Origin of the sequence: uncultured Altererythrobacter sp. (genome assembly GCF_913057185.1) — a bacterium.
GTDB lineage: Bacteria > Pseudomonadota > Alphaproteobacteria > Sphingomonadales > Sphingomonadaceae > Erythrobacter > Erythrobacter rubellus.
Map to the genome: position 1 here is coordinate 146642 of NZ_CAJXNK010000001.1, position 26133 is coordinate 172774.

The 26133-nt window shown below is 58.5% G+C and carries 22 protein-coding genes and 1 riboswitch; of the genes, 16 read left to right on the top strand and 6 right to left on the bottom strand.

The window, feature by feature from the left end; all coding sequences use genetic code 11:
• Complete coding sequence (locus tag QZ487_RS00765; RefSeq protein WP_296022905.1) at nucleotides 1-444, bottom strand: hypothetical protein; 444 nt, start codon at nucleotides 442-444, stop codon at nucleotides 1-3.
• 159 nt (nucleotides 445-603) lie between these two features.
• On the opposite strand from QZ487_RS00765, the gene QZ487_RS00770 reads away from it, so the two are divergent.
• Both QZ487_RS00770 and QZ487_RS00775 read left to right on the top strand, forming a co-directional pair.
• The gene (locus QZ487_RS00770; protein WP_285975902.1) at nucleotides 604-1812 is read left to right on the top strand and encodes an FAD-binding domain-containing protein; all 1209 of its coding nucleotides are present in this window, start codon (nucleotides 604-606) and stop codon (nucleotides 1810-1812) included.
• Nucleotides 1813-1854: 42 nt separating this feature from the next.
• Complete coding sequence (locus tag QZ487_RS00775; RefSeq protein ID WP_285975903.1) at nucleotides 1855-2295, top strand: GFA family protein; 441 nt, start codon at nucleotides 1855-1857, stop codon at nucleotides 2293-2295.
• Between the two features lie 3 nt (nucleotides 2296-2298).
• Here QZ487_RS00775 and QZ487_RS00780 read toward each other — a convergent pair whose 3' ends face one another.
• Complete coding sequence (locus QZ487_RS00780) at nucleotides 2299-2610, bottom strand: HPF/RaiA family ribosome-associated protein (RefSeq protein ID WP_296022907.1); 312 nt, start codon at nucleotides 2608-2610, stop codon at nucleotides 2299-2301.
• Nucleotides 2611-2993: 383 nt separating this feature from the next.
• Between QZ487_RS00780 and QZ487_RS00785 the strand changes: the two genes are divergently transcribed.
• The 3 genes from QZ487_RS00785 to QZ487_RS00795 are packed head-to-tail and all read left to right on the top strand — an operon-like array spanning nucleotide 2994 to nucleotide 4513.
• On the top strand, nucleotides 2994-3395 hold the full coding sequence (locus QZ487_RS00785; RefSeq protein WP_296022908.1) for a hypothetical protein: 402 nt from the start codon (nucleotides 2994-2996) through the stop codon (nucleotides 3393-3395).
• Between the two features lie 25 nt (nucleotides 3396-3420).
• The gene (locus tag QZ487_RS00790) at nucleotides 3421-3906 is read left to right on the top strand and encodes a YaiI/YqxD family protein (RefSeq protein WP_296022909.1); all 486 of its coding nucleotides are present in this window, start codon (nucleotides 3421-3423) and stop codon (nucleotides 3904-3906) included.
• 25 nt (nucleotides 3907-3931) lie between these two features.
• Nucleotides 3932-4513: a lipocalin family protein gene (locus QZ487_RS00795; RefSeq protein WP_296022911.1), complete on the top strand. Its 582-nt coding sequence runs from the start codon at nucleotides 3932-3934 to the stop codon at nucleotides 4511-4513.
• A gap of 129 nt (nucleotides 4514-4642) precedes the next feature.
• Here QZ487_RS00795 and thiC read toward each other — a convergent pair whose 3' ends face one another.
• The gene (gene thiC / locus QZ487_RS00800) at nucleotides 4643-6550 is read right to left on the bottom strand and encodes a phosphomethylpyrimidine synthase ThiC (RefSeq protein WP_296022912.1); all 1908 of its coding nucleotides are present in this window, start codon (nucleotides 6548-6550) and stop codon (nucleotides 4643-4645) included.
• 34 nt (nucleotides 6551-6584) lie between these two features.
• Nucleotides 6585-6697, bottom strand: a riboswitch (TPP riboswitch).
• Nucleotides 6698-6882: 185 nt separating this feature from the next.
• Between thiC and QZ487_RS00805 the strand changes: the two genes are divergently transcribed.
• From QZ487_RS00805 to QZ487_RS00815, 3 genes are all read left to right on the top strand, one after another.
• Nucleotides 6883-7092 (top strand): hypothetical protein, encoded by a 210-nt coding sequence (locus tag QZ487_RS00805; protein WP_296022913.1) that lies wholly within the window; start codon nucleotides 6883-6885, stop codon nucleotides 7090-7092.
• A gap of 193 nt (nucleotides 7093-7285) precedes the next feature.
• Nucleotides 7286-8404: a nitronate monooxygenase gene (locus QZ487_RS00810; RefSeq protein WP_285975910.1), complete on the top strand. Its 1119-nt coding sequence runs from the start codon at nucleotides 7286-7288 to the stop codon at nucleotides 8402-8404.
• Nucleotides 8401-9750 (top strand): NAD(P)-binding domain-containing protein, encoded by a 1350-nt coding sequence (locus tag QZ487_RS00815; protein ID WP_296022915.1) that lies wholly within the window; start codon nucleotides 8401-8403, stop codon nucleotides 9748-9750. Before QZ487_RS00810 ends, QZ487_RS00815 begins: the two co-directional genes overlap by 4 nt.
• 5 nt (nucleotides 9751-9755) lie before the next feature.
• Here QZ487_RS00815 and QZ487_RS00820 read toward each other — a convergent pair whose 3' ends face one another.
• Both QZ487_RS00820 and QZ487_RS00825 read right to left on the bottom strand, forming a co-directional pair.
• A complete protein-coding gene (locus tag QZ487_RS00820; RefSeq protein WP_296022916.1) occupies nucleotides 9756-11579 on the bottom strand; it encodes a DUF3604 domain-containing protein in 1824 nt (607 codons plus the stop codon).
• A gap of 86 nt (nucleotides 11580-11665) precedes the next feature.
• Nucleotides 11666-12940 carry an amidohydrolase family protein gene (locus QZ487_RS00825; RefSeq protein WP_285975913.1) on the bottom strand — a complete coding sequence of 425 codons (1275 nt, stop codon included), beginning with the start codon at nucleotides 12938-12940 and terminating at the stop codon, nucleotides 11666-11668.
• Between the two features lie 140 nt (nucleotides 12941-13080).
• On the opposite strand from QZ487_RS00825, the gene QZ487_RS00830 reads away from it, so the two are divergent.
• From QZ487_RS00830 to QZ487_RS00860, 7 genes are all read left to right on the top strand, one after another.
• Nucleotides 13081-15150, top strand: a complete 2070-nt coding sequence (locus QZ487_RS00830) for a S9 family peptidase (protein WP_296022918.1) — start codon at nucleotides 13081-13083, stop codon at nucleotides 15148-15150.
• Nucleotides 15151-15517: 367 nt separating this feature from the next.
• Nucleotides 15518-16726 (top strand): lycopene beta-cyclase CrtY, encoded by a 1209-nt coding sequence (crtY, locus tag QZ487_RS00835; RefSeq protein WP_296022919.1) that lies wholly within the window; start codon nucleotides 15518-15520, stop codon nucleotides 16724-16726.
• Nucleotides 16723-18288: a phytoene desaturase gene (locus QZ487_RS00840; protein ID WP_296022920.1), complete on the top strand. Its 1566-nt coding sequence runs from the start codon at nucleotides 16723-16725 to the stop codon at nucleotides 18286-18288. Before crtY ends, QZ487_RS00840 begins: the two co-directional genes overlap by 4 nt.
• Before the next feature lie 8 nt (nucleotides 18289-18296).
• Complete coding sequence (locus tag QZ487_RS00845) at nucleotides 18297-18878, top strand: TIGR00730 family Rossman fold protein (RefSeq protein WP_296024087.1); 582 nt, start codon at nucleotides 18297-18299, stop codon at nucleotides 18876-18878.
• Between the two features lie 121 nt (nucleotides 18879-18999).
• Complete coding sequence (locus tag QZ487_RS00850) at nucleotides 19000-19947, top strand: phytoene/squalene synthase family protein (RefSeq protein WP_296022922.1); 948 nt, start codon at nucleotides 19000-19002, stop codon at nucleotides 19945-19947.
• Nucleotides 19948-19957: 10 nt separating this feature from the next.
• On the top strand, nucleotides 19958-21892 hold the full coding sequence (locus tag QZ487_RS00855; protein WP_296022924.1) for an acetyl/propionyl/methylcrotonyl-CoA carboxylase subunit alpha: 1935 nt from the start codon (nucleotides 19958-19960) through the stop codon (nucleotides 21890-21892).
• Nucleotides 21889-23436, top strand: coding sequence for an acyl-CoA carboxylase subunit beta (locus QZ487_RS00860; RefSeq protein ID WP_285975919.1), 1548 nt, complete (start codon nucleotides 21889-21891; stop codon nucleotides 23434-23436). Before QZ487_RS00855 ends, QZ487_RS00860 begins: the two co-directional genes overlap by 4 nt.
• A 112-nt stretch (nucleotides 23437-23548) precedes the next feature.
• On the opposite strand, the gene QZ487_RS00865 is transcribed toward QZ487_RS00860, so the two are convergent.
• Complete coding sequence (locus QZ487_RS00865) at nucleotides 23549-24805, bottom strand: multidrug effflux MFS transporter (RefSeq protein WP_296022926.1); 1257 nt, start codon at nucleotides 24803-24805, stop codon at nucleotides 23549-23551.
• Nucleotides 24806-24917: 112 nt separating this feature from the next.
• Here QZ487_RS00865 and dinB point away from each other — a divergent pair, with 112 nt between their 5' ends.
• A complete protein-coding gene (dinB, locus tag QZ487_RS00870; protein WP_285975921.1) occupies nucleotides 24918-26051 on the top strand; it encodes a DNA polymerase IV in 1134 nt (377 codons plus the stop codon).
• The last annotated feature ends 82 nt before the right edge of the window (nucleotides 26052-26133 follow it).

Sequence of the window (26133 nt, forward strand, 5' to 3'; positions counted from 1 at the left end):
TCAATTCGCTCCTTCGCCAGTGAACATCTGGATATCGGTATAGGCACAGCCATTGCGCAGCTCGTCGCCAATGGTCAATGTGGCGGTAAAGGGATAGCTGCGATCACTCATCGTGTCCAAGCATTCGCCTGGAGTGACCGCCAGGTTGAACGGCTCACCGTTCAGCTCTCCCGAGAAACCCAACCCTCCGTTTCCTGCAAATCGGGTCACTGCAATCACCTGCCCGGCGATGTTTTCAGGAGTTGAATAGGTAAGCGTATCCGCTTCGATTTCTGCATTCCAGAATGGCTCATTGCCGAGCGCAGTGATAACTTCACTTTCCGAAACTTCATCGAAGGTGGGCACTTCTCCCGGAGCCTCTTCCGAACCTCCAAAGCATGCATAGAGCCCGAGCGAACCGACCACAGCAACCAACAAGCGCTTGCCAAATTCATTGCGTATCATCGGTTATCTCCCCCTTCCGACGCGCAATGATAGTCAGAGGGAACAGCCATGTCACGCCTGCCTTTCGCTTTCCCACATGGCTTGGGCACCTTAACGGAACCACACTCGCACCGGCCCGTTGCTTTTGATATGGAATGGAACCCTCAGAGAGACGCCGCATTGTCGCAATTGGCAAGGTTCACACCGAACATGGGGCGGCGCTATGCCAATCGGCGCAACCATGATGAAGGCAAAGCTGGTGGCAATGTGTCGCGGCTTTCCCCCTGGTTGCATGCTGGCGTTGTGAGCGAAGCTGAGGTGCTGCAGTCCGCACTTGGCCAGCATAGCCCAGAGGCCGCTGAGAAGTTCATAGCGGAAGTGTTCTGGCGGATCTATTTCAAAGGATATCTTGAGCAGCGGCCAAGCATTTGGCGCGCCTTTTGTGATCAGCGCGATGCGGCCCTCAGTTGCTTTGAATCGGATCCGGTCACGCATGGTTTGTTTGAGCAAGCAACAAGCGGCCAGACCGGCATACAAGCCTTTGACAATTGGGCACGCGAGCTCGGCGAGACAGGGTATCTGCATAACCATGCGCGTATGTGGTTCGCCAGCATCTGGATATTCACACTGAAGCTCGACTGGACTTTGGGTGCGGACTTCTTCCTGCGCCATTTGATCGATGGTGATGCGGCTTCAAATACGCTGAGCTGGCGCTGGATCGCGGGATTGCACACCAAAGGAAAGACGTATCTCGCTAGGCCGGATAATATCGCGCAGTACACGCAGAGCCATCCCGACGGGCCGCTATTGGCCCGCGGCCTTGCTCAAGACGCGCCGCCACTCACCGAACCTGAAAAGCACGCGCGCAGGCCTCTCGCGCTTCCTCCGGGCGCGAATACGATTCCGCAAACCTATGCGCTGTTGCTGCACGATGAAGCCGCTAGCCATGTGCCCTTCGATCTTCCGCATCCACCCGCACTAGTCATCTCCGCGGCTAGGCCTGATGACCGTTCTCCAAGACAGATCGGCGGGCTGGTTCGAGACTTTGCGATGCAATCCGTTCAGCATGGTGGTGAAGCCGCGGCAGAAACATTTGGCTGCCCACATGTCGGCTGGCAGTCCGGCAATTCACTCGCAAACATACTGGCCGATACAAAGCTCAACCACATCGTCACATCCTATCTCCCGATGGGATGGACACGCGACGCACTCTGGCCAGAACTCGCTCCACTCGCCGACAAAGGGAGTCTCATCCAGCTTACCTCCGCGCTTGAACGGGCGACCTGGCCACACGCCAAAGCCGGGTTTTTTGGCGTGAAGAAGATCATGTACAAAGCGATGCGCGAGGCGGGTGTGGCTGCGCGGCAATTGGAACTTTTCGAAGCTTGATCAATGGACTATCCTTTCGTTGAACAGAAAGGAACAAAGGCAATGTCAGGCACTCACGAACAAATCACAGGCCACTGTCTTTGCGGCGCAGTTACAGTCACCGCCACGCCCGCCAAGCCGCATCTGGAGGCATGCCATTGCGAAATGTGCCGTCGCTGGTGCGGCAGCGCCTATCTGGCCGTACAAAGCGACACCGCGCCGCGCTTCTCAGGCGAGGAGCATATTACCCGCTTCAAATCGTCAAACTGGGCAGAGCGCGGTTTCTGCAGCAAGTGCGGCAGCAACCTGTTCTACTGCTTTACCCCAACGGGCAGCTATTCCTTCCTGGCCGGTTTATTTGACGATCTTGGCGACATGACGCTGGGTGCAGAGATCTTTGTCGACGAACAGCCCGACTATTATTCCTTCGCGCAAGAGACGACCCGCAGGACCGGGCCAGAGCTGATTGCTGAAGCGAAAGAGGCCGGTTTTACCTTCGACTGATCGTTATATCACCTTGTCTGGGCGCTGATCATGCTTGTGGCGTTCTTCCCGGCCCAGCACACGTTCCAGCCGCTGTGCCATCGTATTGGCCGCCTTGCGCGCAGCCGTATCCACATCGGCCGCATGCTCGGTGACACCAATTGGCCGGTCACCGCGCGGACGCACTTTGATCGTGCATGTCTTGTCATCTGCGCCGCCTTTTCGGCCGTTTTCATCCGACACATGCACCTCGACCCGGGTTAACCGTTCTTCAAACCGCGCGAGTTTGGCACGTACCTGATTTTCGATCCGCTCTGCGACGTTGTCTGTACCCATTACGGAACTGTCCGAATTGAACTAAAATTGCATTATCTTGCGTTCCTCTCTCTAACTGCCCCTATCCTATAGATATGGGTATGAAGCGCGCCGGTTTCCAGCGATTTCGGCGGCGCGGACCCAATCCCCAATCCAACAACATGGAACACTTGGAACACTGTCCAGAGCGCAGAAAGCTCTCCGCCCGCACGAGAGGGAACGGTCCGCCACAGCAAGCCTATTGCAAGCGGTTCGCAAAGAAATGACGTAGCAAGAGTCACGCCCGCATATGGGCAAATTTCGCGCGAGTAGGAAAGCCGGCGCATCCCCGGAGACGCCGCTCCATTGCGTGATTGCGGGCCAATGGCTAACGCTGGTCGCAAGCTGATAGGGGAGCTTAAACAGTGATCACCAATTTACCTGATACCTTGCTGCGTTACCGCATAGTTCTGGGTATACTTGCCTTGATCGTTTGCGCTGCCACATGGGCACTTGACCTCACTGAATTGGTCTATGAATGCCCGTTTTGCCGCGCGCAGCGCACCGTCATCGGCCTGTTAGGGCTAATCATCCTGTTGCCATGGTATCGCCATTGGCTGAGCCGCTACCTCGCCGCGATCTTCGCGGTGTTCGGCCTTGTGGTGGGATCGACGCAGCACTTTCGCGGCTGGGCACGAATTTCTGCAGGCGAATTCGATTGGGGTGAGCAGTGGTACATCAACCCATGGCTGCTGTCTGGCTGCGCGATTTTCATCATCATGGCCCTGCTTCTGTTGATCTGGCGGGACAGCCCGGCCGCTGAATAAGCCGGATTTGATGCTAGCGCGCGCCATGAACCTTCCAATCCCCGGGCCGATCACCATCCTCGTCGATGCCGATGCCTGCCCGGTGAAAGAGGAGGTTTACCGCGTGGCCGACCGGTTCAAAGCCGAGGTGCGCGTGGTCAGCAACTCCCCCTTCCGCGTGCCGGTGAGCGATCGGGTGAAGCGGGTGGTCGTGAGCGATGGCTTCGACGCAGCGGATGACTGGATTGCGGAAAATGCGAACGCGCGGAGCGTGGTTGTCACCGCCGACATATTGCTGGCCGAGCGCTGCCTGAAGGCAGGCGCGAGCGTGCTCAAGCACAATGGCCAGCGGTTTGACGCCAGCTCCATCGGCAGCGCAATTGCGACCCGCGCGATCATGGAGGATTTGCGCGCCGGGATGGCCGGAATGGATGGAAGCATCGGAGGCGGCCCGCCACCCTTCAACAAGGCAGACCGCAGCCGTTTCCTGCAAGAATTGGACAATGTGCTGGTGAAACTCGCGCGGAACTAGCGCCGCCCTCACGGATTATAAAGGCATGGATCACCGGACATCACGTCAAGCCCTATTCGGCGGCGCATTCGCCGCTGCATCCTTGTTGCTGTCAGCCTGCGTCGGCTCGCCCGGTCCGGTTGGCAATGCCAGCGTGCCCGAACCGGCCAAGCCCGTCAGCCTGAGCGAATATCTCGGCAAATGGTACGAATACGGGCGCTATGAAGCACCGTTTCAAGAGGGCTGCGAAGCCGTGACGGCGGAATATTCGCTGCGCGATGATGAGAAGATCAAAGTGGTCAATTCGTGCCGCAAAGGCGCGCTTGATGGCGAGTTTGATCAGTCGACCGGCAAGGCCAAGGTGGTCGAAGGCTCGGACGGCGCGAAGCTCAAAGTGAGCTTCTTCGGCCCATTCTACGGCGATTACTGGGTGCTGGATCGCGGGGAGCCAGGCGCAGACGGGCTGTATGACTGGTCCATCGTGGGCGAGCCTAGCGGGCGGTATTTGTGGATGCTGACACGAGAGCCACAACCCGATGCAGAGCTGCGCGCGCTGCTGGAAGCGCGGGTCAAGGAATTGGGGTATGACTGGAGTCTCGTGCGCCTGACACAGCAACCGGCGTGCTGATCTTCCGCGCGCAGGCAGAACAGTTTGCCGAATTCATGCGAGTTATCTGGAAAACAGGCGTAGGACGGGTGCGGGGCATTCCGCCCTTATTGGAAATGACATGGCCAAAGGCCAGTGCCAGCCTGCGCATCAGGCTTCGCCCTCCGGCAAATACAGCTTCTGGCCCATGTCTTTATACTTGGCGCTCATCTCCGCCATGCCTTTGAGCGCAGCCTGCTTGCTCGCCTCTGCCGCTTCCGCGCCGGATTGCCCGCTTTCAAGGAAGCTGTCCGCGCCCTGATTCTGCCGCCCTGCGAACTCGCGCACTTCCTGGCTGATCTTCATCGAGCAGAATTTCGGCCCGCACATGGAGCAAAAATGGGCGGTCTTCGCGCCCTCTGCCGGTAGGGTCTGATCGTGATATTGCTCGGCCGTTTCGGGATCGAGCGACAGGTTGAACTGGTCACGCCAGCGGAACTCGAACCGCGCCTTGCTCAATGCATCATCGCGCACCTTTGCCGCCGGATGCCCCTTCGCCAAATCTGCCGCGTGCGCGGCGAGCTTGTAAGTGATCACGCCGACCTTCACATCGTCCCGATCGGGCAGGCCAAGGTGTTCCTTCGGCGTGACGTAGCAAAGCATCGCTGTGCCGTACCAGCCGATTTGCGCTGCGCCGATGCCGCTGGTGATGTGGTCATACCCCGGCGCAATATCGGTGACGAGCGGCCCGAGCGTGTAGAAGGGTGCTTCGCCGCACACCTCCAGCTGCTTGTCCATATTCTCCTTGATCTTGTTCATGGGCACATGGCCCGGCCCTTCGATCATGACCTGCACGTCTTCCTTCCACGCGCGGTGGGTCAGCTCGCCCAGAGTGTAGAGTTCTGCGAATTGCGCTTCGTCATTGGCGTCCGCGATGGAGCCGGGGCGCAGGCCGTCGCCCAGTGAATAGGCGATGTCATAGGCCTTCATGATCTCTGTGATTTCGTCGAAATGCTCGTAAAGGAAGCTCTCCTTGTGGTGCGCAAGGCACCATTTCGCCATGATTGATCCGCCGCGGCTGACGATGCCGGTCACGCGGTTTGCGGCGAGCGGGACATAGGGCAGGCGCACACCCGCATGGATGGTGAAATAGTCGACACCTTGCTCTGCCTGTTCGATCAGCGTGTCTCGGAAGATTTCCCAGGTCAGTTCCTCGGCAATGCCGCCGACTTTCTCCAGCGCCTGATAAATCGGGACAGTGCCGATGGGCACGGGGCTGTTGCGGATGATCCATTCGCGCGTGTCGTGAATGTTGCGGCCCGTTGACAGGTCCATCACCGTGTCCGCGCCCCAACGGATTGACCAGACCATCTTGTCGACTTCGTTCGCGACGTCTGACGCGACGGCGGAGTTGCCGATATTGGCGTTGATCTTTACCAAAAAATTGCGCCCGATCGCCATCGGTTCGGTTTCGGGGTGGTTGATGTTGTTGGGGATGATCGCGCGGCCGCGCGCCACTTCATCGCGCACGAATTCCGGCGTGATCAGTTCCGGAATGCTCGCACCCCAGCTCTGCGCGCCAGCGCGGTTGGCGGCAATCAGCTCTGCGGCCATTTCGCGGCCCAGACTCTCCCGCTCGGCGACATATTCCATTTCGGGCGTGATAATGCCGCGGCGGGCATAGTGCATCTGGCTGACGTTCATACCGGCCTTAGCGCGCAGCGGGCGCTTAACCACATTTGGGAAGGCTGGCACACCGCCGCTGCGATCAGGGCCGAGCTGCCCATTATCTTCCGGCCTTACTTCGCGGCCGTCATATTCCTCCACATCACCGCGTGCCATGATCCAGTCACGTCTCAGCCCAGGCAGGCCAGCCTGAATGTCAATATTGGCTTCCTGGTCTGTGTATGGGCCGGAGGTATCGTACACCCGCAAGCTAGGTTCGCCGCCCTCAAGGTCAATCTGGCGCATCGCAACGCGGATGCCGGAGCCGGTGCGCGCGCCCACGTGGATTTTACGGCTGCCCCGAATTGGCCCTGTCGTTACGCCTATTTCCAGCTTACTGTTGATATCGGCCATGCGAAGTCTCTCCTACTGACGGAGTGGGGACTTCAGGCGGGTTGCCCTCCGCTCCCTCCGCCGATGCTAATCGGTTCAGGTTCAACGAGTCGTGTGGAGCATACCCACACCTCTCAGCCATTTGTGCTGGCTCCCCGGGGATGAATTGAGTTTATACCTCTGCAAGCTCGCAGTAAAGCGTGGCCTGGGAGAGACTCTGAAAAATAGCGACAACGGCAAAGGCGGATAACCGCCCAATCGCTCCGATCGATCTAAGCTAGAATGCTCTCTATATTAATAACCGCTGGCACGCCCCCTTTGCCGAGCTACGCCGTATCGCGCCGCTCAGCTACATGCCGGAAAGCCCCTTTGGCGCTTATTGGTCTGCCGCCACGCATGACCTTATCCAGCAAATCGAACTGGATCATGAGGCTTGGTCTTCATCCTGGCAGAAGGGCAATATCACGATCGCAGATGGTGTAGGCGATATCGATTTCCCCAATTTCATCGCGCAGCATCCGCCGATCGATACTGCGCAGCGCAAGGTAATCGCTCCCGGCTAAACGACCCGGCCGGGGGAATTTCAGTCACCGGGCGACGTTGACTACTAATCGATGCAGCTGTGTGTCGACGGGCTGACTGGCGGGTGATCACGCTGGTCCGCCCGCTTTTTTTTGCGCGCACACAACCCTCTCAAATGCGCGACTCGGCAACCTTGAATTCGCGCGCTAGTGCTATGATCCAAGGGAGAGATAAATGCCGTTTCGCATGTCAGATATGGTGGGATGTGAATTCCCGCTGTTTGCATTCTCGCATTGCCGCGACGTTGTCGCAGCGGTCAGCCGGGCCGGCGGCTTCGGCGTGCTGGGCGCGGTCAGCTTCACACCCGAACAGCTGGAGACAGAGCTTAAGTGGATCGACGACAATATCGACGGCATGCCATACGGCGTGGATGTGCTGATCCCGGAAGTGCAAGCGGTCGATCACTCAGTCACGGCTGACGAAGTTGTCGCCGCAATCCCGCAGCAATATCGCGACTTCACGCGCCAAATCCTGCGCGAGGCGGGGCTCGATGAGGGCGGCGCAGCGCCGCTAGGCGGCGCGCAACAGCCGAATACCTCTCTAGGGCAGGAACTGCTTGAGGTCAGCTTCAACCACCCTGTGCAGCTTATCGCCAATGCGCTGGGCACGGCACCGCCGCAGATGATCGAGGCAGGAAAGAAGCACGGCATTCCTGTCGCAGCGCTGGTGGGAGCCAAAGAACACGCCATGAAGCAGATCGACGCGGGCGTAGATATCATCGTCGCGCAGGGCGGCGAAGGCGGCGGACATTGCGGCGAAGTCAGCACAATAGTGCTGATCCCTGAAGTTTTGCAGGCGATCGAGGATGCAGGTGCGGATATTCCGGTGCTTGCGGCAGGCGGCATCATGAACGGGCGGCAAATGGCGGGCATGATGGCGATGGGCGCGGCGGGTGCATGGTGCGGCAGTGTGTGGCTCGCCACCACCGAAGCCGAAACGCACGAGATCTTCCGCGAGAAGATGGTTCAGGCGACCAGTCGCGACACGATCCGTTCAAAGCATCGCACCGGCAAATATTCGCGGCAATTGCGCAGCGGCTGGCACGCCATGTGGGAAGAGGCAGGCTTACCCGCACTGCCGATGCCGTTGATGATGTTGCTGTCAGAACCCGCACTTCGCACCATCGACAAGGCCGCGGTGAGTGGCAATCCGAAGGCGCAAGAGCTGTGCTCTTACTTTGTCGGGCAAGGCGTGGGGCTGGTTCGCGAAGTCACCTCCGCCGGACAGGTTGTGCAGGATTTCAAACAGGATTTCGTTGCGGGTTACGAGAACCTGGCGGGAGCGCTGGAATGAACGGTTCGCCCAAGGTCTGCATAATCGGTGCGGGTTGCAGCGGTTTCACGACTGCCAAACGGCTGAAAGATTTCGGCATACCCTTCGATGTATTCGAAGCCTCTGACGATATCGGCGGAACCTGGTATTACGACAACCCCAACGGCATGTCGGCCTGCTACAAAAGCTTGCACATCGACACGTCGAAATGGCGGCTGGCATTTGAAGATTTTCCTGTGCCCGATGATTGGCCGGACTATCCGCATCACGCGCAGCTGCTGAAGTACTTTCACGACTACGTCGATCATTTTGGCTTGCGCGAACACATCGCATTCAACACGCGAGTCGAGAAGGCGCAGCGGCGCGAGGGTGGCGGCTGGGATATCACGCTCTCGAACGGTGAGACGCGGCAGTATGACGCCTTGGCGGTTGCAAACGGCCACCACTGGGCTGCGCGGATTTCAGACTATCCGGGCGAGTTTACTGGCGAGCAATTCCATTCACACAGCTATCGCAGCCCGTTCGAACCCGCTGATTGTGTTGGCAAACGCGTGCTGGTGGTGGGCATGGGCAATTCCGCGATGGACATCGCTAGCGAGCTGTCGCAGCGCCCGATTGCTGAGCGGCTGTTTGTATCCGCGCGGCGCGGTGTGTGGGTGCTGCCCAAATATTACAACGGCCAGCCGCTCGACAAGAATCCGGCGCCTGCCTGGATGCCGAAATCGCTGCGCCAATGGCTCGGCACGCGGTTCATCAAGAAGCTGGTAGGCAAGATGAGCGATTATGGCTTGCCAGACCCCGAAATCGGCCCGTTTGAGAGCCACGCGACGGTATCGGGCGAATTCCTGCTGCGCGCGGGCTCAGGTGACATCGCGATGAAACCGGGGATCGAGCGGCTGGACGGCGATAGCGTAGTTTTCACTGATGGCTCGCGCGAACAGGTGGATGTGATCATCTGGGCGACGGGTTATGACATCAAATTCCCGTTCTTCGACGATCCCCAATTCACTGCTGACAGCGACAATCGCCCGCCGCCGCTGTTCAAGCGGATCATGAAACCCGATGCGCCAGACCTTTTTTATATGGGTCTCGCTCAGCCACTTCCGACATTGGTCAACTTTGCCGAGCAACAGTCAAAGCTGGTCGCAGCCTATCTGGCGGGCGAATATGCGCCCCCTTCCTCAGCGGAAATGTATGACATTATCGCAGCGGACGAAGCCTATCACACAGGGCAATATTACGCCGCGCGGCGGCACACGATCCAGCTCGACTTTGACCACTACGTGCGCGACTTGCTCAAAGAAATCGAGCGCGGCAAGAAGCGCGCTGAAGGCGCAGGCAAACACCGATCGCTGGAATCTGCCTAACCGGCTTAGCCGCCCACCCAAATCGGAGAGCTCCACGCGCGTTCTTGGATCGTCAGCTCCAGGCCATCACGCACAGGCAGCCCTAGCCGGTTTGCTTCCCAAGTTGACCAGCGACAAGTCGGCCGTTCGATCGCACGCAGATAGTAGAATGCGCGGCGATCAGGATTGTAATCCGGCTCTTGCCATCGCGCGGTCAATTGCGCCGCGCCATAGCTCGATGGGGTCGTGCAAGTATTGGTATCAACGCCAGAGCGCATTGCAGGGCAGCGATGCGTGCGCCTGTCCGGCGTGCCAACAGCGCAAGCAATGTCATAGACTTGTTCTTGCAGGTCGCCATCGTCATCGACCCATCCGCGAATAAGCTGCAAACGCTCCAGGCCTGCACCGTCAGGGTCTTTCATCGCTTCAGCAAGGAAGGTTGGCGCACCCTCCCCATGACTGCCCAGATCACCTCCCATGGGGACACCGCCCGCATAGGCGAGACGGGCAAAATCATCGCGATCAAAAATATCAGCAGGATAGCCATGGCCTGCAAACAACCGCGCTTTGATCCGCGGGCCGGATGTCGCGAACGTCTCTTTGCGGCGGAACGCGTCGTAGATGTCTTCGCGGTTGTTCTGCTCCGCCCAAACGCCCGCAAGCCCCGCTGCGCTCCATTTATAAAACGGCGTGGCGGCTGCACCTTCGAGCCCAAGGTCCGCATCCGATGCCACCACGCGGCGGCCCGCGGGCGTCCCGTCAAGCGCGCCGGTTTTGCCAAAGAATCGATCTTCATCGACAGGACCACCGCCATTGTGCGTGTCGGAGGAACCGATCAGTCCGAACTCGTATGGGTTTACCCCCAATTGCCGCTCTAGCGTGAGGCCCCGTTGTAATGCTTGGCGAATATAGCTGCCAGACGTCCGGCCCTTGATATCGGTTCCGATCAGCGTCTCGTAGACTTCGAAATTGGCCCATTCGTCATTGGGCGAAAGCAAGGGGTGCGTGTCAGATGTGCCTTTAACCTGGCTCATCTCGACAATCGGTTCGTTGCGCATCCGCTGCCGCGCATATTCGGCCGTGATCGGGCCACCATCATAGGTCGTCATCTCGAACATCTTGCCGTTCGAGACATTGGAATTGTGCGGGATGGCGAGCCCTTCGATCCCTTTGCCACGTAAGGCATCGAGCCAGCTCCACAGACCTTCCGGATTTTGCGAATCGAAACTGTTGAACGGGAGATTGGGCCGATTCACACCACGAAACAGCACGATCCGGTGCAAATTCTGGCTGCTGGGAGCACTGGTGAACTCGTAGCCGTGAAAGGTCGTGAACTCGCCTGGCTTATAATATCGCTCTGTCGCGGCGTTGATCTCCGCCCATGTCGAACGCATCACGTCAACATCGTAAGCTTCCTCAAGCTTTTCGCCCGAACGCAGCGTACCCGCAATCTTTCCGAAAGCCTCCGAAATCTTCTCGCGAACGCTAGAGAACATGTCTGCGGCGTATTCCAGCAGCGAAAGCGGGTGGTTTTCATCATCCATCGCAGGGAGAACGCCAAGATACTCGGCGTGGTCGGTCACAGCGTAGAAATCGAGCGCGCCGCCTTTCAGCGCAATGTCGTAACCAGCCATGTGCCGGATCGTTTCCCCGCGCGCATAGCGATAGGCATCATCGGGCGTGGCACGAATGCCGAAGATGTAGGCGTCAAACGAATTGCGCGAATGAACATGCACATCGCCAAACAGTGCCTGCCTTCGTTCAGGTATATCAGCTTGCGCTGGAACGAGCGGCGTGACCATCGCAGCCCCTGCAAACAATGCTCCCGCGAAACGCATCCGGTGCGCCATTGACCCTCTCCCTTCTTCTCCCCGGAGAGAGAGTGCACTTCGCAAGAAAGATTGTCCAGCCTTTGGCTTGGCCCGGGATCAGGTGATCATTCGACCACGCGCCCTCGCACCATCACCCAATCGACATTCTCCAGCACGCTCACATCTTCAAGCGGATTGCCTTTCACTGCGATGATATCGGCTGAGAAACCCGGCGCGATGCGACCGATCTCGTCTTCCATGCCGAGCACTTCAGCGGCACCTGTGGTCGCGCTGGCAAGCACTTCCCTATCCGACATGCCACCATTGCGCATCAAGGCCAGTTCGCCTGCATTCAAGCCGTGCGAGAATACACCAGCGTCCGTGCCAAACGCCACTTTCACATCATACATGATTGCGCGCTCGATGATGCTTTCAGCAAAGGCGGCAACCTGCTGTACCTTGTCTTCTACCACTGGCGTATAAATGCCCTTGCCAAGCCTTTGCTTGATGCCCTGGAACGCCATTAACGTAGGGATCAGTACAGTCCCGTTCTCGCGCATCGCCTTGCCTGCCGCTTCATCAATATAGGTGCCATGCTCGATAGTCTGCACGCCGGCCTTTGCCGCCGCTTCGATCCCGCGTGCGCCGTGTGCGTGGGCCGCAACCTCCAGTCCCAATGAATTGGCCGCCTTTACAATCGCGCGCATCTCTGCGTCGGTAAAATGCGCTTCCAGCCCGCGGCCTTGCTGCGACAATACACCGCCGGTCGCGGTGATCTTGATCAGGTCAGCGCCATATTTCGATGCCAGCCTCACTTTCTCTGAACACTCAATCGGGCCAGTGCAGGAAAAGTCATTGTCCAGCGCATCATTCACATGCTCATTGAAGCCGTTGGTGTCTCCGTGGCCGCCAACAATTGCGATCGTACGCGTAGAGGCAATAATGCGCGGACCAGGCACAAAACCTTCAGCGGTTGCACGGCGCAAAGACTGCATCACCTGATCGCTGCGTGCACCCAGATCGCGAATGGTGGTAAATCCGGCAAGCGCTGTGATGCGCGCATTCTTGGCCGCAACAAATGAATACCATTCCGCCGGATTGACAGCGGCGTCGCGAAAATCACCACCCGGATCGCCGGATAGATGCGTATGCAGGTCGATCAGACCGGGCATGACAGTGTGTTCATCAAGATGCACCATAGTGGCGCCTTCTGGCGTTGGCGAAAAGCCATCCACAATGCTGACGATTTTTCCGTCAGTCACCGTGATCGTGGCCGGCCCGCTTGGCCGGCTATCCGCATCGGTTAGCACCGCCCCTGCATGGATAATTGTAGTGTCGGCCAGCGCCGGGCTGCTCATTAAAGCCACTGCTGCCGCCATCAGTCCCGAGAAAACACGCATATTTATCTCCCTTTCGGGACCTGTGTTGCGCGTTCTGCATTAAGGATACAAGGGGTGGATTTGCCCGTTCCGTCATTTGAATTTCCCCGCATTGCCGCTATCAGGCGCGCAACAGTCAATCACGAGAGGACAATTTTCTTATGAATCGCATAGCTTTGAGTGCTGCGACTCTGCTCGCATCTGTCTCTATTGCGGCGACCGCTTCAGCCCGCCCGATGACGCCGGAAGATGTCGCCAAGATCGAAAGCATCGGCGCTATCGCTGTGTCGCCTGATGGAACACGCATCGCTTACACTACCGCCAGCCTACCTGATGTAAGCGAAGGCGAAGACAATGGCGGCTTCGAGCAAGTCCTGAAAGTTGCAACCGACCCGAACACGTCAACAGTATATCTGCGGGAAGATGTCAGCCCGAGTGGCGTTCAATTCAGCCCCGATGGCAGCATGGTCAGCTTCACCTGGAGCGCTGAAGGTGAAGATAACGCCGTATGGGGCGTGCCAGTAGCCGGCGGTACCTATCGCAAACTTGCGGAAATCGCTGATAGCGATGTCCTGTCTTATGTGTGGGGCCCGAATGGCAACAGCATCTTCATGCTGGCCACCGCGGAAGAAGACAAACAGCGCACCGAGCAACGTAAAGCTGGTTTCAATTCTGTCGTCTATGAAGAAGAGGCACGCCTGCGCCGCCTGTTCGAAGCCAAGGTTGGCGAAGAAGTGGACGCGGAACCACGCCAGATTCCTGTCCCTGCCTACGTGACCGGTTTCGACATCACACCCGATGGCAAGACAGGCATCGTGCAGAGCAAGCCGACCCCGCAGATCGACGACACTTACACATCATTGCGCGTCCACATCATCGACCTGGCCGATGGCAATGTGAAGGCTATCGTACCGACGCCGGGCAAGCTGGGCGACGTGGAAGTCTCACCTGACGGCACGCAACTCTCCATGATTGCTGGCGTCGACAAACACGATCCGGCGGAAACCACGCTGCATCTGGTCGATGTCGCAACCGGCAATTACCGCGCGCTCAACGAAGGCGCTGCTGAAGCAACAGTTGATGCAGAATGGATGGCCAATGGCCGCCTCGCAACCATCGTGCATGTCGGCGCGCAAAGCGTTCTGCGCATCTACAACGCCGATGGCAGCGTGCACCGAGAAGTCGATCCGGGTTCGCTGATACTGACCAGCGTCGAATCCGCCGGCGGCAAGGTTGCGGTTTCCGCCAACTCCCCCAAGCACCCTACCGAGTTGTTCGTATGGAACCCGCGCTTGCGCGCAAACGCATTCGAGCGGTGGACGTCACACAACCCGTGGCTGAGCGAGATCACCTTCGGGGAGCAGCGTATCTACACCTATACCGCGCGCGACGGACAACAGGTTCAAGGCGTACTGGTGCTGCCAGTCGGCGGTATTCCCGAGGGCGGTGCACCCACCATCATGAATGTCCATGGCGGTCCTGAGGCGCACGAATCGAACGGCTGGATTACAGCCTATTCGAAGCCGGGGCAGGTTGCCGCTGGCCAAGGCTATGCCGTGTTCCTGCCCAACTATCGCGGCTCAACCGGTTACGGCACCGCATTCTCTAAACAGCATCAGGGCAATTACACCGATCCTGAATTTGCCGACATCGTAGATGCGAAGCGGGCGCTAGTCGCCGAAGGCATTACCGATTCTGACCGCACCGGCATTACCGGCGGATCCTATGGTGGTTATGCATCGGCATGGGGCGCGACTTATCATTCTGCTGAATACGCGGCGTCTGTGATGTTCGTTGGCATTTCCAATCAGGTCAGCAAGTTCGGCACCGGCGACATCCCTTACGAGATGTACAATGTTCATAGCCGCGCTTGGCCGTGGGATGACTGGATGAAGATGCTCGAAGTGTCACCTGTCTATCACGTCGACAAGGCCAACACGCCAACACTGATCATGCATGGCGAGGAAGATACGCGCGTCGATCCGGGCCAAAGCCTGGAGCTTTATCGCGCGCTGAAGGTTCGCAAGCCTGACGTACCGGTGCGCTTGGTTTTCTATCCGGGCGAAGGTCACGGCAATCGCATGGCTGGCAGCCGCTATGACTACAATCTGCGTATGATGGAATGGTTCGAAACCTATCTCAAAACCGGCGACCGCAAGGCCGAAATGCCCGGCCCGCGCCCGCAGTTAGCGGATGGTGCCAAAGGCGCCGCAGCAGACGGTGGCGAATAGAGCGTCTCTGCACGACTAAAATCGAGGAAGGGGCGCTATCGGGCGGCCCTTTCTTTTTGGAGAACCACTAAGCTATCCAGAAAACACAGGCCACGCCGAATATGGCAGTAAACTGATCAGCTTCGCCGCGCCGCGAAGTGAAAGGCGCGTCCGTAGGTCGACGGACGGTCCATATCTAGCAAGATGAACACCGCTAAGATTGAGATCGCGGCGGAGGCAAGAATCGCCTTGCGGCTGTGGATCAGTTTTCTATGTTCCAAGTAAGAGGCATGGCTGCAGCGCATGCAAGGAAACCGCAGACAGTCTCTAGGGATTGCGCGCCAAGCCATTGCCGCCGCATCGATGCTAGGGTAGGGGTTCTGCCACAATGAATGGGCGCGAAACCGATGTAGCAATTGTGGGCGGCGGACTCGCTGGCGGGCTGATCGCGCTGGCGCTGCATCGCGCACATCCCGAAATTCGATTCCAGCTGATAGAGGCGGGCAAGGCGCTTGGCGGGCATCACCGCTGGAGCTGGTTTGGCAGCGATCTTTCTGACGAAGGGAACTCGCTGCTGGATGGCTTTACCAAAACCGAATGGAATAATGGCTATGAAGTCGCTTTCCCTGATTATCATCGGTCAATGGAGGCAGGATACCGCTCGCTTTCCTCGGTTGACTTCGACGCTGCTTTGCGCGATCTCTTGCCTAATCAGTCCCTGCGCATTGACTGCAAAGTTAATCAGCTCGAAGCGACCGGTGTTACGCTAGAAAACGGCGAACGCGTTGCTGCCCGCGCAGTTATTGATTCTCGCAGTGTTCCGCCTTCAAAACATTTGCTGGGCGGCTGGCAGATCTTCACCGGACGTCATTTCAAATATGATCAGCCCCATGGGCTGTCGCAGCCGGTGATAATGGATGCGAGTGTCGATCAGCATACGCCAGCAGGCAATCATAGCGCCTATCGTTTTATGTATGTGCTGCCGCTGGCCAAGGATGAGCTGTTCTTGGAAGACACCTACTATGACGAGACCCGGGTACTTGACGAGGATTTGCTAAGTCGTCGGATCGATGAATATGCAGCAGAAAAGGGTTTCCGCAATGGGGTCGAGATAGGCCGTGAGAAAGGCATTTTGCCCGTCATCACTGGCGGCAATTTCGACGCCTATCGGGCCAGCATCGACATCCCGGGGGTTGCCATGGCGGGTGCGCGTGGCGGGTTCAGCCACCCGCTAACCAGCTACACTATGCCGATCGCTGTCGAGAACGCATTGGCGATCGCCTCTCATGCCCACTTGTCCGGCCCGCTGCTGGCGCATTTCGTCCGTGAACGTGCCAATAAACATTGGCGTAAGACGTCGATTTACCGCGCGCTGGGCCGAATGCTTTTCAAAGCTGCGGAACCAGAACGCCGTGTGGACATTTTTCAAAAGTTCTATCGGCTCCCACAAGATCTGATTGAGCGATTCTATGCGTGCCACACGACCTTGCCTGACAAGTTCCGCATCTTCACTGGCAAGCCGCCTGTACCTATTTCGCGTGCAATCCGCGCGCTTGCGAGCAAGGGGAATCCCTTGATCATGGAGAAAACCGAATGAACGCCGCCTCCACGCCAGTTACACCGCTGGTCCGCGCACCGCAAATAGCCGATCCTGCCAAATATGAAGGGAAGACGGCCTGCGTGATCGGATCCGGATTTGGCGGGATGGCACTTGCGATCCGGCTGCAATCAGCTGGCATCGCAACGACCGTTATTGAATCCCGCGATAAACCCGGCGGGCGGGCCTATTTCTGGGAAAAGGACGGCTTTATTTTCGATGGTGGGCCAACAGTTGTCACTGACCCCCCTTGCCTGAAAGAGCTTTGGGAAATCACCGGCCACGACATGGCCGAAGATGTTGAGCTGATGAAGGTAATGCCGTTCTACCGGCTCAACTGGCCCGACGGCACGAACTTCGATTATTCGAATGACGAAGAGAGCCTGAATGCAGAAATCGCAAAGCTCGACCCTGCCGATATCGCAGGCTATGCGGAATTCTTGGAATATGCCGCCGGCGTATACGAGGAAGGTTATCTGAAACTCGGCACCGTGCCCTTCCTCGATTTCAAAAGCATGCTGAAAGCCGCGCCCGCGCTGATCAAGAAACAGGCCTGGCGCAGCGTTTATTCCATGGTTTCAAGCTATGTAAAAAGTGAGAAGCTACGCGAAGCGCTGTCGTTCCACACGCTGCTGGTTGGCGGCAATCCGATGAACACCAGTGCGATTTACGCGCTGATTCACAAGCTGGAAAAAGATGGCGGCGTGTGGTGGACACGCGGCGGCACCAACCGCTTGATCGCCGGAATGGTGCGCCACTTCGAGCGACTAGGCGGTACGATGCGCGTGGGCGATGCCGTGACGCAGGTTCACACCATCGGCAACAAGGCGAGCGAAGTCGAAACCGCCAGCGGGTGGAAACAACGTTTTGACGCGGTCGCTTCGAATGCGGACATTATGCATTCCTATCGTGACCTGCTGAAAGGCACCAAGCGCGGCAAGGATTATGCGAAGTCTTTATCGCGCAAAAGCTTCAGCCCCGGACTGTTTGTGGTGCATTTCGGGCTTGAAGGCACATGGCCTGGCATCCCCCATCACATGATCCTGTTCGGACCGCGCTACAAAGGCCTGCTGGATGATATTTACAAGCAAGGTGTGCTGCCGCAGGATTTTAGCATCTATCTGCACCATCCCACGGTGACTGATCCCAGCATGGCGCCCAAGGGCAAGAGCACCTTCTACGCGCTGGTCCCGGTCGCTCATATGGGCAAACTGGCGGTGGATTGGGACGAAGTCGGCCCCATGCTTGAAAAGCGCATTCTGGATGAAATCGGGCGTCGTCTGATCCCTGACATCCATGACCGGATCGTGACCAAGTTCAGCTATGCACCAAAGGATTTTGCGCATGACCTGAACGCCCATCTGGGCAGCGCTTTCAGCCTTGAGCCGGTGCTGTGGCAGAGCGCTTATCTGCGTGGTCACAACCGCGACGATTTGATCGACAATTTCTATCTTGTGGGCGCAGGCACGCATCCGGGTGCAGGCATTCCCGGCGTTGTCGGCAGCGCAAAAGCAACTGCGGGCTTGATGCTGGAAGACTTGGGCGTAAAGCCGCCTGCGTGACTCAAAAACTGAACCGCCTAGCTGTTTATTGCGGCTCCGCCACGCCGGATGATGCACGCTATATCGAACTAGCCACTGAGGTTGGCCGCTCGCTGGCCTTGCGCGAGATTGGCGTCGTTTATGGCGGCGGGCGGCTGGGCCTGATGGGCGCGGTTGCTCGCGGTGCGCTCGATGCAGGAGGCACAGTGATAGGCGTGATCCCCGAAGCGCTGTTTAATTCAGAGGTCGCCAATCACGATTGCACAGAGCTCTACACTGTTTCCGGCATGCATGAGCGCAAACAGCGCTTCGCCGATCTGTCGGACGGTTTCGTCACGATACCCGGCGGGGTCGGCACCATGGACGAGCTTTGGGAAGCGATGAGCTGGGCGCAGCTTGGATATCACTCCAAGCCTGTAGGCCTGCTCAACACGATGGCGTTTTTCGATCATCTGATCGCCTTCAATGAAAAGATGGCGGAAGTCGGCTTTGTTCGCCCGGCGCATCAGAACATCCTGATCCACGATACGACTATAGGCGGCCTGATTAACAAGATGACCGCGTATGAACCCCACACGCCTATCTTTGGCATGAAAGCCGAGGATCTGTGAAAAGGCGTTCTTTTTTGATGTCCGCGCCGCCTGCACCCTCCACCCTTCCACCCGGAGCCGACCGGGATACCATCCGGGTGGAAGGGTGGAGGGTGCGGGCTGGCCAGGCAGCGGGTCAACCATGACCCGTCCCGAACTAGTCGAAGCAAGCCGCCTTGCAATCAAGCGAGGTTCGAAGAGCTTCTCCGCTGCCAGCCGCTTGTTCGACCGTACCACGCGAGAGCGAGTTTGGATGCTCTACGCATGGTGCCGCCGCTGCGATGACTTGACCGATGCGCAGGATATGGGCGGTGAACTGGGTGACCAATCCGATATCGCGGGCAAGGTCGAGCTTATATGCTCATTGACCGCCAAAGCCCTTGCAGGTGAGGAAACCGGCGACATTGCGTTCGACGCTTTCGGACAGGTTGCCAACGAGGTCGGGCTGACAATTGACGATGCCGAAGCCGTAATCGCAGGTTTCCAGCTTGATGCGGAAGACTGGCGCCCACGCACCGAAGCCGATCTAATGCGCTATTGCTGGCATGTCGCGGGCGCGGTTGGCGTGATGATGGCGCTAGTAATGGGCGTGAAGCGCGAAGATGCGGACACGCTGGATCGCGCTTGTGATCTGGGCCTCGCGTTTCAGCTGGCGAATATTGCACGTGATGTCGTGGAAGATGACGCCGCGGGGCGTTGCTATCTACCGGCAATCTGGCTGGTCGAGGAAGATATCGAGCCCGGTCAGCACACCAAGCCGCACTATCGGCAGGAGCTTGCCGATATGGCGGCGCGGCTTGTCCGGCGGATGCAGGTACATGCGACCTCTTCACGGATCGGTGCGGCAAGATTGCCGTTCCGCTGCCGTTGGGCAATACTTTCCGCGGCGCGCATCTACACTGCGATTGGCCGCGAAGTGCTGGCCAAAGGCCCCGCTGCATGGGACCACAGGGTCTACACATCCAAAGTACAAAAGATCGGGCACGCGCTCGCCGCGTTCGCCGAAGCATTGGTCAACCGTCCGCCGCAGCTTGACGACGAGCCACGGTGGCGGCGTTCCGATCTTGCTGAGAATGCCGCCAGCGCGTAGCGTTGAGCACATGTTTTCAAAGCTTCTTATTGCCAATCGTGGCGAGATCGCATGCCGCATCATCCGCACCGCACGCGCGATGGGGATCGCGACGGTTGCAGTTTATTCCGACGCCGATGCCAAAGCGCTGCATGTGCGGCAAGCGGACGAGGCGGTGCACATTGGCCCCTCGCCAACAGCGGAAAGCTATCTCGTGGGCGAGAAGATCATCGCGGCGGCGAAAGAGACCGGCGCTGAGGCGATCCACCCGGGCTATGGATTCCTGTCTGAGAATGCGGGCTTTGCTCAGGCTGTGATCGACGCCGGGCTGATCTGGGTTGGGCCGAAGCCTGCCAGCATCGAGGCGATGGGTCTGAAAGATGCGGCGAAAGAGCGCATGATCGCCGCCGGTGTCCCTGTGACGCCGGGTTATCTGGGCGAAGACCAGTCGGTCGAGCGCCTAAAGAGAGAGGCCGATGCCATTGGCTATCCGATGTTGATAAAGGCGGTCGCAGGCGGCGGCGGCAAGGGGATGCGCAAGGTCGATGCCCCGGCCGACTTCGAAGCCGCGCTGGAGAGTTGCAAGCGCGAGGCCAAGGCGAGCTTCGGCAATGACGAAGTATTACTGGAAAAATGGATCACCTCGCCGCGCCATATAGAGGTGCAGGTGTTCGGAGATAGCCACGGCAATGTCGTCCACCTGTTCGAACGCGACTGCTCGCTCCAGCGCCGCCACCAAAAGGTGATCGAGGAAGCCCCCGCCCCCGGCATGGACGAGGCGACCCGCGAGGACATCTGCGCCGCCGCTGTGCGCGCTGCCAAGGCGGTCGATTACGAAGGCGCGGGCACGATCGAGTTTATTGCCGATGCCAGCGAAGGCCTGCGCGCCGACCGCATCTTCTTCATGGAAATGAACACGCGACTTCAGGTAGAGCATCCGGTGACCGAGGAGATCACCGGTGTCGATCTGGTGGAGTGGCAGCTGCGCGTGGCGAGCGGGGAGCCAATCCCGCTAAGCCAAGAAGAGCTGAGCATCAACGGCCACGCCATCGAAGCGCGGCTTTATGCGGAGGACCCGGCGAAAGGGTTTTTGCCGAGCATGGGGCGGCTCAATCACTTCTACCTTCGCGACTACGGTGCATCAGACCGCATCGAAACAGGCGTGGAAGAAGGCGATGAAATCAGCCCGAATTACGACCCTATGATCGCCAAACTTATAAGCCGCAGTGAAGATCGCGAAGGGGCTATTGACTCACTCCTTCACATCGTCGGACGCAGCTCAGTTTGGCCGGTCGTATCCAATGCTGCATTCCTCTTCGAATGTTTGTCGCACCCAGAATTTCGCGCGGCGAATGTCTCGACAGGCTTCATCGAAGAGCACGCCGACGATCTCACAATTTTAGACGAGCCTTCGACGGATGCGCTAGAAGACGCGATCGCGCACCTCGTCTCCGATTTTCATTCAGGGTCATACGGCGAAACCAAAGCGGAAATAGAGTTCTGGCCCTTGGGCTTTCGGCTTAACCAGCCCTCAAATGCAAAAGCCGCGGTGATGGTTGGCGGATCGACCAAAAGCGTCGTCGTCCATCCTATGTCGATTGATAACCCGCATGGCTCGAACTCTCCTTCCGTGATCCGCGAGGTTGAAGCTATCGATGCTGATCATGCTGTTGTGGTCGAACGCGGTCGCACCTTCATGCTCTCTTTGCGCTCGGATGGTGACGGCCATGCCTCAGCTGCCGACGGCGCGATCCTCGCGCCGATGCCGGGCAAGGTCATTGCCGTCAATGTAGCCGAGGGCGATGCGGTGACCGCTGGGCAGCGCCTGATGGTGCTCGAAGCGATGAAGATGGAGCACGCGCTCACCGCCCCGTTCGACGGGACCGTGACCGAACTTTCCGCCAGCGAGGGCGGGCAGGTGCAGGTCGAGGCGGTGCTGTGCGTGGTGGAGCCGTCCGAAGAGTGAGTTGGGAGCGCGAACTCGAGGAACTGCGCAAGCGCGAAGAGCTCGCCGAGCAAATGGGCGGGCCGGAAAAGGTCGCGCGGCAGCATGGTCGCGGCAAGATGGATGCCCGCGCGCGGCTGAACGCGATCTGCGACGAAGGCTCCTTCCGCGAAATTGGCAAGGTCGCCGGGAATGCGACCTATGACGAGAACGGCGATCTGGTCAGCGTGCTTCCCGCACCCTTCCTTTTCGGCAAGGCAACCGTGCATGGTCGCCCGGTGGTGGCAACCGCCGACGATTTCACCATTCGCGGCGGCGCGGCAGACGCAGGCATCAAGCGCAAGATGGTACAGGCCGAGCAGATGGCGCATGAGCTGAAGCTGCCGATCATCAAGATGATCGATGGCACGGGCGGCGGCGGATCGGTCAAAACGCTGGAAATGATCGGCGCGACCTATATTCCCGCGGTTCCCGGGTGGGGCGATACAGTCAAAAACTTAGACACTGTGCCGGTTGTCGCGTTGGCGCTGGGGCCGACAGCGGGTCTCGGCGCCGCGCGGGTCGCCGCCAGCCACTATTCAATCATGGTACGCGGCCTAAGCCAGATTTTCGCCGCTGGCCCCGCCGTGGTCGATGGATTGGGCGAAAGCTACAAGGGTTCTGACGATCACGCCCGCGCCAAGGAAGAACTGGGCGGCAGCGACATCCACACGCGCAATGGCGTGGTCGATGATGAAGTCGCATCCGAAGCTGAAGCCTTTGCCCGCGCGCGACACTTCCTCGCCTTCATGCCCGAACATGTCGGACAACTGGCGCGCCGTTCCAACTGCACCGATCCGGTTTACCGCCGCGAAGAAGCCTTGCTCTCCCTCGTCCCCCGCGAAGACAAGCAAGTCTATTCGATGCGCCGCTGCATGGACATGGTGTTCGACCAAGGCACTGTGTTCGAAATCGGCAAGATGTGGGGCCGCGCCGCGATCACGGCGCTGGCAAGGCTAGACGGATGGCCGGTCGCCGTGGTGGCCAGCGATCCCAGCTTCCTTGGCGGGTCGTGGGATGCGAAGACCAGCGAGAAGGTAGAGCGCTTTGTCAAACTCGCGGACCAGTTCCGCCTGCCAATCGTCCATCTGGTCGACAATCCCGGCTTCATGATCGGCCGCGAAGCCGAAATGGCAGGCACAATCCGCTATGGCGTGCAGGCCATGAACGCGATCTACAAAGCGACTGTGCCACTAGCGAGCATCGTATTGCGGCGCGCCTATGGCATTGCCGGCAGCGCGATGAGCAATGCAGACCTCTACCAATACCGATTCTGCTGGCCGTCAGGCGATTGGGGAAGTCTGCCAATCGCTGGCGGGCTGGAAGTGGCTTACAAGTCAGAGCTGGTAGCAGCCGATGATCCAGAGGCGCTGCTTGAAGAGATCAAGGAACGGCTAAACAAGGTAACGTCACCGTTCCGAAGCGCTGAACGCTTCAATGTCGAGGATATCATCGACCCGCGCGATACGCGGCCATTGCTGTGCGAATTTGCAGATCTGGCTTGGCGGAAACTGAATTCTGATTAAGCCTGGCCACCCGGATTGCCACTCCTGAGTAGGATCCGAGTGGAAGGGTGTAGGGAGCGGGTGGCTCGGTAAAGGTCAGGACGGATGTTCTGACGGCACGCAACAAAACGCCTCAATAATTCTTATGCATCTGCATATAACGCCGCGCCTCTCCGGGTGCGCGGAACAGCTTTCCGCGCTCACTATAGAGGATGCAGGCCAAGCCAAGGCAGGAACAGATCACCATCGCTGTCGCCAATGGCCCCGCAGTGCCATCATAAGCCTGGCCGATCAGAGCCCCCATCACCGCGCCGGTGGTCATGCGAATGCTGGTCTGGATCGATGATGCAGCGCCTGCGATATGCTGGAAAGGTTGCATCGCGATTGCGCCAAAGTTCGCGCCGACAAAGCCAAGGCACGCCATCGACATGCTGAGTAGCGGGACAAATTCCCAAAGCGTCTGTTCGTCGCTTCTCGCCGACCACAATTGAACCACACTGACCAGCAGAAAGCCGATCAGCGCCGCATGCCCCACGCGCCGCGCGCCATATTTCTCGACAATCCGTGAATTGAGGAAGTTTGCCAGCACCATGCCGATGATCGAAGCACCAAAGATCAGCGCGAAATAGTCGCCCGCGCCAAAGCTCTCTGCGATCAATTGTTGCGAGGAATTGAGGAATCCGAACAACGATCCGAACACCAGCGCGCTGCCGATGACATAGCCAACCGATTCTCGCTTCGCGAGCGCCTCTTTCATATTGCGCAGGATCGTGATCGGTTGGATGTCTTGCTCGTTCGCTTCGGTCAGCGTTTCGGGCAGGCGCAGCCACACCCACAGCGCGACACCCAACCCCATTACGGCCATCGCAACGAATATCACACGCCAATCTGCCACCATGAGGATCAACTGCCCGATCGCAGGTGCGACGATAGGCACGACCAAGAATACCATCATGATCAGGCTCATCAACCGTGCCATCCGGTCTCCGCCTACATGATCGCGCACGATCGCAGCGGGCACAACGCTAAGGCCCGCGCATGAGATTCCCTGGATAAGCCGCAAGCCGATCAGCCACCAAAAATCGGTCACAATCGCGCAGGCGAGCGACAAGAATATGTAAGAGGCAAGTCCCACAAACAGCACAGGACGCCTTCCAAACTTGTCTGCAAACGCACCAGGGAAGAATGCACCCAGGCCTGCACCAAGGAAGTAGCTGCTGATAACATATTGCCGGTCATTCCCGGCTGCGCCCAGTTCCTCTGCCATCACGCCAAGCGCGGGCAGCATGGAATCGATCCCGAACGCCTGCAAGCTCATCAATAGTGCCATCAGTGTGACAAGTTCACGTTCACCCAATTTGGATGATGCAGAGGCGGCTGTCATCTTCATGGCCATGTTCTTGGCCGGATAGATGCGTGAAAGAAAGCAGCAATTTGGCCAGTGATGCATTTTCGCCTGTGCGTGCTTTCGCTGCACCGCCGCTGGGCGTAAGGCTAGCGATATGGCGGAATCACCTGACAGTGATGAGAGCGAGAGCGGCGGGGATTCGCTTGGCCTGCGCAAGATCATCCATGTCGATATGGATGCCTTTTTTGCCAGCGTTGAACAGCGCGACAACCCCGATCTGCGCGGCAAGCCGGTTGCAGTGGGCGGTGCGGGCGGGCGAGGCGTGGTGGCCGCTGCAAGTTATGAAGCCCGCAAATTCGGCGTGCGCAGCGCGATGCCATCCGTCACCGCCAAGCGGCTCTGCCCCGACCTGATTTTCGTGCGCCATCGCTTCGATGCGTATAAAGAAGCCAGCCAGACGATCCGAAAGATATTTGAGCATTATACGCCGCATGTCGAACCGCTGAGCCTGGACGAAGCCTATCTGGATGTGACCAATGATTTGCTGGGCATCGGCTCTGCCACGCGCATTGCCGAACTGATCAGGCAGGAAATCAAAGCGAAGACGCGGCTGACGGCCAGCGCCGGGGTTTCCTACAACAAGTTCCTCGCCAAGATCGCCAGCGACCAGAACAAGCCCGACGGCATATGCGTGATCCGACCTGGCGAAGGCGCGGATTTTGTCGCAGGCCTTCCGGTGCGCCGTTTTCATGGCGTTGGGCCAAAGGGAGCGGAGAAGATGGCGAAGCTTGGGATAGCAACCGGAGCCGATCTTGCGGCGAAAGACATTGAGTTCCTGCAGGCCAATTTCGGGAGCATGGGCGACTATCTCTATCGAGCCGCCCGCGGCATTGATCTGCGCAGGGTCAGTGCACACAGGGTTCGCAAGTCTGTCGGGGGCGAGCGTACCTTCAGCGAGGATATCTCCTCTGGGCCAGCGCTACGCGAAACACTCGACAATATCATCGACATTGTGTGGGACAGTATCGAGCGATCAGAGGCCAAGGGGCGCACGGTAACGCTCAAGATGAAATACAGCGATTTTCAAAATGTCACCCGCGCCCAAACAGTCGATCATCCGGTCGCGGACAAGCAGGAATTCGCGCGGATTTCGCGCGCACTGCTCGATGAATTGCTGCCGTTGCCTTTACCGATCAGGCTTATGGGGTTGACGCTTTCGAAACTGGAAGGCGAAAGCGGTGCCAAGCAAGCCGCGCCGCGCGACGATGCGCAGTTATCACTGCTCTAAGTAGGCCCGCGCCCTTCCTTCCAATGCGAAAGTGCACGCCTTGTCGAAACACCAAGAGGTTGAGGCAGCGAATGCGTCGGGA